At 69.4% G+C, this 11,182-nt stretch carries 6 protein-coding genes and 1 pseudogene; 4 read left to right on the top strand and 3 right to left on the bottom strand.

Annotated features, from left to right (window positions below; genetic code table 11):
- Window positions 1–17 precede the first annotated feature (17 nt).
- From ACWDU4_RS07155 to ACWDU4_RS07140, 4 genes and pseudogenes are all read left to right on the top strand, one after another.
- Window positions 18–3,113: a non-ribosomal peptide synthetase gene (locus ACWDU4_RS07155; protein WP_450113175.1), complete on the top strand. Its 3,096-nt coding sequence runs from the start codon at window positions 18–20 to the stop codon at window positions 3,111–3,113.
- A complete protein-coding gene (locus ACWDU4_RS07150; RefSeq protein ID WP_450113174.1) occupies window positions 3,110–3,820 on the top strand; it encodes a formyltransferase family protein in 711 nt (236 codons plus the stop codon). Before ACWDU4_RS07155 ends, ACWDU4_RS07150 begins: the two co-directional genes overlap by 4 nt.
- Window positions 3,817–5,982 (top strand): MMPL family transporter, encoded by a 2,166-nt coding sequence (locus tag ACWDU4_RS07145; protein WP_450113173.1) that lies wholly within the window; start codon window positions 3,817–3,819, stop codon window positions 5,980–5,982. The genes ACWDU4_RS07150 and ACWDU4_RS07145 overlap by 4 nt, the downstream gene beginning before the upstream one ends.
- 436 nt (window positions 5,983–6,418) lie before the next feature.
- Window positions 6,419–6,766, top strand: a pseudogene (locus ACWDU4_RS07140) (transglycosylase family protein); the annotation flags it as partial.
- Between the two features lie 233 nt (window positions 6,767–6,999).
- On the opposite strand, the gene ACWDU4_RS07135 reads toward ACWDU4_RS07140, so the two are convergent.
- Genes ACWDU4_RS07135 through ACWDU4_RS07125 form a run of 3 tightly spaced genes read right to left on the bottom strand, consistent with a single transcriptional unit; the run spans window position 7,000 to window position 11,176 of the window.
- The gene (locus tag ACWDU4_RS07135) at window positions 7,000–8,253 is read right to left on the bottom strand and encodes an acyl-CoA dehydrogenase family protein (RefSeq protein WP_450113172.1); all 1,254 of its coding nucleotides are present in this window, start codon (window positions 8,251–8,253) and stop codon (window positions 7,000–7,002) included.
- Between the two features lie 33 nt (window positions 8,254–8,286).
- The gene (locus ACWDU4_RS07130; RefSeq protein ID WP_450113171.1) at window positions 8,287–10,263 is read right to left on the bottom strand and encodes an acetoacetate--CoA ligase; all 1,977 of its coding nucleotides are present in this window, start codon (window positions 10,261–10,263) and stop codon (window positions 8,287–8,289) included.
- Window positions 10,253–11,176: a VOC family protein gene (locus ACWDU4_RS07125; RefSeq protein ID WP_450113170.1), complete on the bottom strand. Its 924-nt coding sequence runs from the start codon at window positions 11,174–11,176 to the stop codon at window positions 10,253–10,255. Before ACWDU4_RS07125 ends, ACWDU4_RS07130 begins: the two co-directional genes overlap by 11 nt.
- Window positions 11,177–11,182: the final 6 nt, after the last annotated feature.

Below are 11,182 nucleotides of genomic sequence, written 5' to 3'. Positions count from 1 at the left end.
ACCGCCGAAGGACTGCCGTGACATCGACCATCCCCACGTTCGAGCGCCCCGTCTCCGCCACCGAGCGGCTGTACCTGGCGACGCGGCCGCTCGCCGCGCCGTTCGCAATCCAGTTGGTGGTCACCGGTTCCGGCGACCTCGCCCTGGACGAGCTGACCGCGGCGGTCACCCGGGCCTGCGCCGCGTGCCCGGGTGCGCGACTGCGCCGGGACGGCGACCGGTGGGTCGACTCCGGTGTTCCCGCACGGGTGACGGTCGTCGACGGTGGCGTCGACTTCGACGCCCTCGACGACGACCCGGTGCTCACTCGTGACCTCGGCGCCGACGGTCGGGCCACCACTGAGGTGGTGCTGGTGCGCGGCGGCGGTGCCGCCCTCACGCGCGGCGGTGGTGCCGCCCTCACACGCGGCGGCGGTGCTGCCCTCGCACCCGGCGGCGCGACCACCACAGTCGTCTTCCGCGCGTTCCACGGCGTCATGGACGCCCGCGGGCTCTGGTTGTGGGCGGCCGACGTCTTCCGGGTGCTGCGTGGTCAGGACCCGATCGGTGCCCCGGATCCCACCGCCGACCACGACCTCGTCGGCAGGCTCGGAAGCCCCGGCAAGCCGACCACCCTGCTGCCCAGCTATCGGTCGCCGCTGGGCGCGTCCGGCCCGGTGCCACGCGAGCGCCCGTTCCTGTGGCGACACCGGACGGTGCCCGGGACCGCCGCCGCGGCGGTCGCCCGGATCTCGGCGGTGCTGGCCGACGCGGCCGGAGCGACGATCCGGATCATGGTCCCGGTCGATCTGCGCCGGCACGACCCCGCCCTGCGTTCGACCGCGAACCTCGCGCTGCCCCTGTTCCTCGACGTCGCACCGGGTGAGTCGTGGTCGCAGGTGCACGCGCAGATCCTCACCCGCATGGCCGGGCGCAGCGAGCTGAACGAGATGGACAACGGCGGGCTGGCCCGGCTTCCCGCGTCCCTGACCCGCGCGGTCCTGCGGGGCGTGCACCGGCTCGGTGCCCGCACCAACCGGAACCTGGTGTCCGCCATCGTGTCCCATGCCGGTCAGGTGTCCACCGTCGAGCTGTCCGCCCCCGGTTTCACAGCCACCGGGGTGCGCGCGATTCCGGTGCACACGGGGCTGGTGCCGGTGTCGTTCGTCGTGCTCGAGTGCGACGGCACCACCGAGATCACCGTGTCCTGCCGGTCCGGTGCCGGGGTCGACGAGCGTCTGACCGCCCTCCTCGACGCGGTCGCCGCGGAGTTGACTGGCACCGGCGATGTGAGCGAACCGGTCCTCACGCCGGCCGTGCCCGCCGCGCCTGCTGCCGCGGGCACCGACACGGCGGACGAGCGGTTCCGCCTGCACGCACGCTCCGCGCCGGACGCGGTCGCGGTCAGTGGCCCCGACGGGGAGTGCACCTACCGGGACCTCGACGCGCGCGCCGACGCGATCGCCGCCGCTCTCCGCGACCATGGCGTCACCCCGGGCGCCGTCGTCGCGATCCTCGCCGGGCGCACCCTCCTCGGTGTGGCGGGCCAGCTCGGGATCCTGCGGGCCGGCGCCGCGTTCCTGCCGCTCGATCCGAAGCACCCCGCGGAACGGCTGTCGTCGGTGGTCGCCGACTCCGGTGCCACCCTTCTGCTCGCCGAGCGCGTGCACGCCGGTGCCGTCCCGACCGCCGTCCCGGCCCTGTTCCTCGACGACCTGCCCGAGACGGTGGAACATCCTGTGCGCGTGCCGATTCGCGGTGACGACGTCGCGTTCGTCACCTACACCTCCGGGTCGACGGGCCGGCCCAAGGGCGTCCTGGTGCCACACGCCGGCGTCGTCAACTTCGTCGACTCGGCCACCGACTGGTACCGGCTCGGGCCGCAGACCCGGTTCGCGCACCACCACACCCCGGCCGCCGACATGGCCTGCGCGGCGTTCTTTGGTGCCCTCCTGACCGGGGGCGCCGTCATGCTCGTCCCCGGGGACACCTCGCACCTGTCCCTCCGGTCGATGCTGTGCGAGTCCGGGGCCAACACCTTCCTGTTCACCCCGAGCCTGCTCGAGGTGGTAACCCGGCTCGACATCGACCCGCCCACGCCGCGCACCGTCATCATCGGCGGGGAACAGCTGCCGCCGGCCCTGGCGGCACGCGCCCGACGCTTCTTCGGCGCGGACGCGCGGCTGCTGAACAGTTACGGGCCAACGGAACTGAGCATCGTGTGCACCACCCACGTGATCGAAGAGGACCCGGACCCGAATGCGGTGTCGGTCCCGATCGGCGCGCCGGCGGCGGGCACGGACGCGTATCTGCTCGACGTCCGCCGTCTGCCGGTGCCCGCCGGCGAGATCGGCGAGCTGTACTTCTCCGGCCCCCAGGTGGCGCGCGGCTACCTCGGTCGCCCCGAACTGACCGCGGAACGGTTCGTCCTGCTGCCCGGCGGCGTACGTGCCTATCGCACCGGCGATCTCGCCCGGGTCCTGCCGGGTGGCGACCTGGACTTCGCCGGCCGCGTCGACGAACAGGTCAAGGTGCGCGGGAACCGGGTCGAGCCGGGCGAGGTGCGGGCCGTGCTCGAGGGGTGCCCCGGCGTCGACCGTGCGGCAGTGGTCGGCCGCCGCGGGCAGCACGGCAACGTCCTGGCCGCGTACGTGATCGCGTCGGACGGGCTCGAGGAGACCGCGGTGCGGAACTTTCTGGCCGAGCGTCTGCCCGCGTACATGGTTCCCGCCGTGATCCGGCAGGTCGACGAGCTGCCACTGACCGCGAACGGCAAACTCGACGTGTCCCGGCTGCCGGACGTCGACGCCCCCGCGCCGGGGGGACCGCCGCAGCAGTCCGCGGAGAACGAGCCGGGCGACGAACGCGACCCGGACCTGGACCGCATCGCCGCCATCTGGGTGAAGGTGTTGTCCGTCGACCGCGCGGTCGTGACGCCCGACGCGGACTTCTTCGCGCTCGGCGGCGACTCCCTGGCCTCCCTCGAGATGCTCTCGCAGGTGTCGCGGACCGTCGTCGGTACCGCGGGGGAGGCCAGGTTCGTCGCCCGGCTCGACGGACTGGTGCAGCGGATGACGCTCGCCCACGTGCACGCGGCCGCGACCGCTGCGCGCGACGGCCGGGACCCGTCGTGATCTTCATCGGCGGTGGCGCGCTGCTGTGGCGGGCGGTGCGCAGCGCGGACGCCGCCGGGCACCGGGTGGATCTGGTCTGCATCGGACCCGACGAGGCGGCGCCCGACGGCGTCCCGGTGCTGCGCGGCACCGACGTCAACGCGCAGGCCGCCGACCTCGTGACGGCCTGTACCGACGGGGTGGTGTGGTCGATCAACAACCCGACCATCCTGCGGGCGCCGATCGTGGAATCCGGTCTGCGGATCCACAACATCCACAACGGACCCCTCCCCGGCTACCGAGGCCTCCCCGAGATCGCGATCGTGCACGCACTGCTGTCCGGGGAAACCCGTTACGGTGCAACGCTTCACGTCGTCGACCTGGGGATCGACACCGGTGGCGTCCTCGCCGTCGAGGAGTTCGAGATCGGTGTCGACGACACCTTCCAGGACGTGATGATGGCCGGCCTGCGCGCCTGCCACACGGTGTTCGAACGCAGCCTGTCCGCGGTCGTCGAGGGCACGCTCACACCGCTGCCCGCCTCCGGTGTCCGGCCCGGCTACCACGGCCGCCGCGATCTCGCGGGCCTCGCGGCGCATCGCGACAGCCCCCGATACCCGCGGGCCGCCGCCCTCGGCGTCTTCGGGCCGCACTATCCCGAACTCGCCGCGGCACTGGCCGCCGAGGGCTCGGGACAGATCGGCACCGCCGAGGAGGCCCGGGCGTGACCCGATGGGCGGCGGTCGTCCTGCGGTGGCCGTGGCTCGTCCTGCTCCTCACCGTGGGCATCGTCGCCGTCGCGGGCACCTGGGGTTCCGCCGTCCACGACAGGCTCGGTGCCGGCGGGTACGCCGATCCCGGAAGCGAGTCCGCCCACGTCGAGGCACTGGTCGACGACCTGTTCGGCCGTCAGAGCCCGGACGTCGTCGCCGTCTACACGGCCCCGGCGGGTTCCACGCTCGACCAGATCGCACCGCAGGTCCAGGCCCGGCTCGACACCATCGAGGACGGTCTGCTCGACCGGCCCGTCGTGACCCCGTGGAACACCCCCGCGGCGGCACCGTACCTGCGCTCCGCCGACGGCACCCGGGCGTTGGCGCTGGTCTTCGCGGCGGGCGACGAGAACCAGCGGCTGGCCTCGTACCCCGCCGTCGCGGACCACCTGGCCGTTCCCGGGGTTCCGACCGAGCTGACCGGGTTCGCGGCGGTGGCCGACGAGATCAACAGCCGGTCGGCGCAGGACCTGCTGCGCGCCGAATCGCTGTCGCTGCCGATCACGCTGGTCGTGCTGGTCCTGGTGTTCGGCGGCCTCGTCGCCGCCGCCCTGCCCGTCGCCGTCGGCGTGCTCGCCATCCTCGGTGCCCTCGCGTGCCTGCGGCTGGCAACGTCGTTCACCGAGGTGAACGTGTTCGCGGTCAACGTCGTCACCCTGCTGAGCCTGGGCCTGGCGATCGACTACGGGCTGTTCATCGTCAGCCGCTACCGCGAGGAACTGGCTGCCCAGCGCGACATCGGCGCCGACGCCGACCCCGCTGTGGCGCTCACCCGCACCCTTGCCACCGCCGGGCGCACCGTCGGGTTCTCCGCCCTGCTCCTGATCTGCGCGTTCGCGGGCACCCTCGTCTTCCCGCAGGCGACGCTCCGGTCGCTCGGACTGGGCGCGATGTCCGCGGTCGCCGTTGCGGCGACGATGTCGCTCACCGTCCTGCCCGCCGCCCTCGCGCTGCTCGGGCCCCGCGTTGGCGCGGGCAGCTGGCGCCGGAACGCCTTCGACCGGGGACAGGCGCGTGCCGAGCGGTTCTGGGAGCGTGTCACCCGCGCCGTCCTCGCCCGGCGCCTGCTCGTCGCCACATCGATCACCGCCCTCCTGCTGGTGCTGGCCTCGCCGGTGCTCGGCATCAAGCTCACCGACATCGACCACACCGCATTGCCCGCGGACCACCCGGCCCGTACCACGGTCGAACGGGTCGCCGCGGAGTTCCCGGCCGTGGGCAGCGGCGTCGTCGCCGTGGTCCGGGGCGACGACGGCCGGCCGCCCTCCCCGGTGGTGGTCGACGGGCTGCGCCGCCAGATCGCCGCCGTCGGCGACGTCGCGGGTGTCGTCGTGGCCGGAACGCGGGACGACGTCACCGTCCTCAGGGCGCAGCTGGAGGTACCGGACCGGTCGCAACCGGCGATGGCGGTGCTCGACGAGATCCGGGCGATCGAGGTGCCGGACGGCGCCCGGATGCTCCTCGGCGGGCAGACCGCCCTCACCGCCGACGGGGTCGACGCGATCGTGGACCGGTTCCCGGTGATGGTCGCGATCATGGCGCTGGCCACCTTCACGCTGCTGCTGATCGGGTTCGGATCCGTCCTGCTGCCGATCAAGGCGGTGCTCGTCGCGGCGCTGAGCCTGGGGGCGACCTTCGGGATCCTGACCTGGGTGTTCCAGCACGGTCACCTGGCGGGCCTGCTCGGCGTCAGCACCGGGCCGCTTGCCGCGGGAATGACGGTGCTCGTCGTCGCGGTCGTGTTCGGCCTGTCCACCGACTACGAGGTGTTCCTGATCTCCCGCATGGTCGAGGAGCACCGTCGCGGAGCCGACACCGACGGAGCCGTCCTCGCCGGCGCGGCACGCACCGGCCGGGTCGTCACGGCGGCCGCCGCGCTGCTGATCCTCGTCACCGGCGCGTTCACCCTGTCCGCGCTCACCCCGATGCGGTTCCTCGGCGTCGGCATGATCATCGCGCTGGTCATCGACGCCACCCTCGTCCGGATGCTGCTCGTCCCGGCGCTGGTCGCGCTGATGGGCCGTGCGAACTGGTGGGGCCCGAGGGTGCTGCGGCGACGCATCGAGAATCCGCTCTCGGAAGGGTCGTCCGTCGCGGCTGCCGACGCGGAACGGTGAACCAGCTCACGTGACCGTTCCGAGACCGTATTCGTGCTCTTGTGCTTGAGTTCGCAAGCTTCGAGGCACCGAAACAGGGCCCAACAGTGTGATCTGGCTCACAATTACGTAACGATAACGAACGACTTTGCGAAACATCACGAAACGGGCTCATCCTGGGAGAATCAGGTGTAAGAAACCCTGATTCGGGGCGTCCGGCGGGGCCTGTGACGCCGAAAGCCCATGGTTTGCAAGGTTCCTCGTCCTCCGTATCGTCGGTGACGGCTCAGAGATCAAGAGCCGCTGCCGGACCGCCGCCGAGCCTGCCCCCGCGGATCCGGCCCGAGCACCAGAACCCCCCAGGGGCAACGACGAGGCCGATCGCGCACCGAATGCGGTCGCTCCACAACGTCCACCGGACGCCTCGTCGTACGCGGCCCATGAAAGGAACATCTCGATGACCATCACCCGTATTCAGACCACCACCTCCAAGGCGAAGAAGGCTCTTGGCTGGGTGGCCGTGACGGGCGCACTCGTCGCCGTCCCGATGGGACTCGCTTCCGGCACCGCCAGCGCTGCCGGCCACAACTGGGATGCCGTTGCGCAGTGTGAAAGCGGCGGCAACTGGAACACCAACACCGGCAACGGATTCTCCGGCGGCCTGCAGTTCACGCAGAGCACCTGGGCTGCCTACGGCGGCTCGGGTCAGGCGCACAACGCCAGCAAGGCCGAGCAGATCGCCGTGGCCGAGAACGTGCTCGCGGGCCAGGGCCCCGGCGCGTGGCCGGTGTGCGGCCAGTACCTCTGAGCCGCAACACGAGTGACTTCATGACGCGCCGCTGACGGCGGTGCGCGGAAACGGTCGTCGCCCCCATCCGAGTGGGGACGACGACCGTTTTCTGCTGTCCGGGTTCGGGGACATCATTCGACGAGTGGGTCGAGTCGCGGGCAGGCGGGGCCGGTTGGTCACCGCTTCCCCTGGGAACGATCCATCTTTTGCGACAAGGGCTTCCGTCAATTCGGCATGAAGGCGCGAGGTCAACGCGTGTACTTGCGGAGCTCGGTCTTGGCGATCGTGCGCAGGTGCACCTCGTCCGGACCGTCGAAGATCCGCATGGCGCGGTGCCAGCCACACATCGCGGTCAGAGGGACGTCGTCGCTGACGCCGGCTCCGCCGTGTACCTGGATGGCCCGGTCGATCACGTCGAGCGTGACGCGCGGAACCGTGACCTTTGCCGCGGACACGTACGGTGCCGCAGCTTTATTGCCGTGGACGTCGATCGTCTTCGCCGCGAGTCGGCACAGCAGTCGCGCCTGGTCGATCGCGATGCGGGACTCGGCAATCTGCTGTTGGATCACACCCTGTTCGGCGAGCGGCCCGCCGAATGCAACTCTCGACCTGGCGCGGGTGGTCATCAGGGCGAGAGCGCGTTCAGCCGCGCCGAGCGCGCGCATGCAGTGGTGGATACGGCCCGGGCCCAGACGTGCCTGCGCGATGGCGAAACCGGATCCTTCCTCACCGAGGACGTTCTCGGCGGGGATGCGCACGTCGTCGTAGACGACTTCGCAGTGCCCGTGCTGGTCGTACCGTCCGAACACCGGGACGTCGCGCACAATGGTGACTCCGGGGGCGTCTGCGGGGACGAGCACCATCGACTGCTGTCGGTGGGTTGCGGCCGTGGGGTCGGTCTTGCCCATGACGATCAGCAGAGTGCAGCGGGGGTCGGCGGCCCCGCTGGTCCACCACTTGCGGCCGTTGACGATGTAGCTGTCGCCGTCGCGTTCGATACGGGTTTCGATGTTGGTGGCGTCAGAGCTGGCCACCGCGATCTCGGTCATGGAGAACGCTGACCGGATCTCTCCGTCCAGCAGGGGCTCGAGCCACCGCTTCTTCTGTTTGTCGGTGCCGAACAGGTGAAGCAGTTCCATGTTCCCGGTGTCCGGGGCCTGGCCGTTCGTCGCTTCGGGGGCGAGATGCAGGCTCCAGCCGGTGACTTCGGCCAGACCTGCGTAATCGAGCTGGCTGATGCCGGATTCGGCGGGCAGGAACAGATTCCACAGGCCGCGGGCGCGGGCTTCCCTTTTGAGCCCCTCGATGACGGGCGGCACACTGTGATTGTTCGGTCCGGCCTGACTGCGGTGGTCCTCGTAGGCACGTTCGGCGGGGAAAACATGGCTGTGCATGAAGTCCACGAGTTTGTCGTGGAGCTCGAGTGCCTTCGCGGATGGACGCAAGTCCAGTGCAGCGGTATCGATCTGTGCAGGTATGGCCAACGTCGCCGGGGAGGTCACAGGTCTCCTTGAGTCGAAGAATAGTGTGGGCCGCTACCCAGCGGTGGGGTGTGCGGACGGTCGAAGCGCAGCGAATTGTGCGAGTGCGGCAGGGTCGTCGATCGTTTGTGGGTTGACCACGGTCGTGGGATCGGCGCCCTGCAGAATCCGCTTCACCGGAACCTCCAGCTTCTTCCCGGTACGGGTGTGCGGGAGGGAATCGACGACGATGACGTCATCGGGCACATGTCGGGGACTCACTTCGGTGCGGATTGTCCGCTTGACGTCGTGGACGAAAGTGTCCATGTCGTTCACCACGCCGGAGGGCACCACGAACAGCGGCATCCAATACCCACCGTCGTCGAGTTCGATGCCGACGACCAGCGACTCCTCGACCTGGTCGAGTTGCTCGACTGCTTCGTAGATTTCGCCGCTGCCGATGCGGACACCGTGTCGGTTCATGGTGGCATCCGAGCGTCCGTGGACGATGATGCCGCCTCGTTCGGTGACTGTGATCCAGTCGCCGTGGCGCCACGTGCCGGGGAATCGGTCGAAGTATGCGTCGGTGTACTTCGTGAAATGCGGGTCGTCCCAGAAGAAGATCGGCATCGACGGCATCGGTCGGGTGACGACCATTTCGCCTGTCTCGCCCAGGACGGGCCTCCCGGACTCGTCCCACGCCTCGAGTGCGATGCCGAGCAGTGGACCTTGGATCTCGTCAGCGAAGACTGGTTCGGTGGGGACGCCACCGGCAAACGCGGAGCAGATGTCGGTGCCTCCGCTGGCGGAGGCAAGCCATACGTGTGGCAGTACGTGTTGTACCCACGCTGCAGTGCTCGGCGGCAGGGGTGAGCCGGTACTGCCGATCGCCTGTAGTCGCAGGGAGGGTGCGATGTCGTGGGGGGCGGCTTTGTGTTTCTGAGCAGCGATGAGGCTGGCGGCACTGGTGCCGAGGAAGTCCAATTCGAGACGCTCGGCAAGGCGCCACAACTGTGCCGGGTCGGGCCAGGCGGGACTGCCGTCGTAAGTGGAGATCGTCGCACCGCACAGGAGGCCGGAGACCTGCACGTTCCATACCATCCAGCTCGGTGTCGCCAGCCAGAGGAACTTCGATCCCGGCTTCAGGTCTGCGTGCAACGCCAGGAACTTGGTGTGTTCGAGGACGATGCCGCCGTGGCTGTGCACGATCCCCTTGGGTTTCCCAGTGGTACCTGAGGAGAACAACACCCACAGTGGGTGGTCGAACTCGACGCGGGTGTACTCGGGCTCGCGCCCGTCGCTGGTGATGTCGTCGAAGCGAGGGCCGGGCGTTTCGGCGTCGAGAAGACCGAGATTGTCTATCCACAACACGGTTTCGACCGACGGCAATGCAGAGGCGAGCTGTGCGGCGTGGGCGCGGCGGTCGTGGCGTTTGCCGCCGTAGTGATAGCCGTCCGCCGCGAGAAGGAGTTTGGGCTGGAGCTGTGCGAACCTGTCGCAGGCACCGTCGGCCGAGTACTCCTGCGCGCACGACGCCCATACGGCACCGACGGCGGCCGAGGCGAGAAGCCCGATCACCGCGGCGGCGACGTTGGGTACGTAGGCGACGATCCTGTCACCGGGTTCGATACCTTGTTCGCGGAACCAGTGGGCCAGCGCTCCGACGCGGAGCCGGAGCTCGTCCCAGGTCAGAGCGTCGAGCGCGCCGTCTTCGTTCAGCGACTGGACAGCGATGCCCTGTGCCGCGCGTGTCAGTGCGTTGGCTGCATAGTTTGTGGTGGAACCGGTGAACCAGCGCGCGTGGGGCATGCCGTTCTGGTCGTCCAGTACGCAATCCGGTTCACTGATGTCGAGTCCGAAGAAGTCGCGGATCGAGGTCCAGAATCCATCGAGATCGGTGACCGACCACTGCCACAGTTGGGGGTAGTCGGTGAACCGGTGGCCACATTCGTGTTCGAGATGGTCCATGTACGACGTGAGCCGGGACTGCGCGACGAACTCGGGGGAGGGCGCCCAGAGGGCGCCCTCCAGCGTGGCCGGGTCAGCTGGCATCGTGAGCCCCGGTCATGTGCGCGGCCAGGTCTTCGGGCATGACGAACGACGGCGGAGGCGGGGGACCCCAGTTGAACAGGCTCTTGGCGCCGTCCCACACTCCCGGTTCCCACAGTGCGTCGTCGACGATGCAGTCGATGTCGGAGTAGTACTCCGAGAAGTTGCCGGCCGGGTCTTTGAGGTACCAGAAGAAGTTCGAGCCGACATGGTGGCGGCCCAGCCCCCAGACATGCCGATCCGGGTCCTTCTCGAGCATGGCGGTGGCGCCGCGGCCGATCTCGTCGATGTCGTCGACCTGCCAGGAGGTGTGGTGCAGGAAGTTCACCGGTGCCTGCTGCACGAGGATGTTGTGATGGTCGGTCGAGCAGCGCATGAACGCGGCGAGTGAGGGAATCACGTCGGAGATCTTCAGTCCGATGCCGTCGGTGAAGAACTTCTGCGTGGCGGCCTGGTCGGTCGAACCGATCACCAGATGCCCCAGCTTGCGGGGACGTACCCGATCTTCGCGAAGGATCCCTGGGGCCCGGCCGCCCGGGCGATCGATCCGGCCGGGGCCGTTGTACGGGGTGGCCGGTGTCGGTTCTTGAACCAGATGCGGCATGATCTCGACGACGGCCTTGAACCCGGCAATCGGCTCGATGGCTTCGACGCGGCCGTCGTCGGCTGTGCACGCCAGATCCAGACCCCTGATCTGACGAGCGATGCGATCGATGTCGTCCTGGTCCTCGGCGCCGATGGTGACCTCGAGAACCTGGCGACGGCGGGCATGGACCAGTCGCAGCTGTTCGCCGCCGTCGGCGGTGGCGAAGCGATTGTCGCCTAGTGGAGTGAGTCCGAAATCTTCGTAGTAGTCGGCAGTTTCGGCTACGTTGGGGATGCCGATCGTCACAGATCCCAGTCGATGAAGTGCCATGATGAG

This window comes from Rhodococcus sp. NPDC003348 (assembly GCF_053589375.1).
The sequence above is the reverse complement of the archived record's forward strand: the minus strand, read 5'-3'. Positions and strand labels throughout refer to the sequence as shown.